Genomic DNA, 508 nt, shown 5'->3' with positions numbered 1-508 from the left:
CTCGCGTCCGGTGAAATCGGGATGGAATCCGGAACCCAGTTCGAGCAGAGCAGAGATCCGCCCGGTGACGGTCACGGTGCCCGAGGTCGGTTGGCGAATGCCGCAGATCAGTTGCAGCAGGGTACTCTTGCCCGATCCGTTGCGACCAACGATACCGACACTTTCGCCCCGCCTGACCTCGAAGCTGATGTTGCGCAAGGCGTGGAATTCCTTGTATCGGCCAAAGTGCCCTCCGGTGACGCGCGCCAGCAAGGCATGCAGCGGATGGTCATAGGCCCGGTAGATCTTGCTTGCGTCACGAACCGAGATCACCGCTTCAGAGGACATCGGCGAATTCTTCACGGCAGCGGCTGAAGAATGCATGACCGGTCAGGGCGCAGGCCAGGGCGATGGACAGCATCAATGCCCAGTTCCCCCAGGTGGGCGGGGTACCGACAAGCAGGACAAGGCGCAGATCCTCGATGGCCACGGCGACCGGGTTGAATGCGTTGACTGCTCTCAGGAAGCC

2 protein-coding genes are annotated in these 508 nt (G+C 61.8%); both read right to left on the bottom strand.

Annotated elements, in window-relative coordinates:
- On the bottom strand, positions 1 to 327 hold a 327-nt coding region (locus tag JNK74_30495), incomplete at its 3' end, for an ATP-binding cassette domain-containing protein (protein MBL7650498.1).
- The coding region (locus tag JNK74_30490) for an ABC transporter permease (protein MBL7650497.1) at positions 317 to 508 on the bottom strand (192 nt) is incomplete at its 5' end. The genes JNK74_30495 and JNK74_30490, both read right to left, overlap by 11 nt.

Source organism: Candidatus Hydrogenedentota bacterium (genome assembly GCA_016791475.1).
In the GTDB taxonomy this organism is placed as follows: Bacteria; Hydrogenedentota; Hydrogenedentia; order Hydrogenedentales; family JAEUWI01; genus JAEUWI01.
This window is presented reverse-complemented; position numbering and strand designations above follow the sequence as displayed.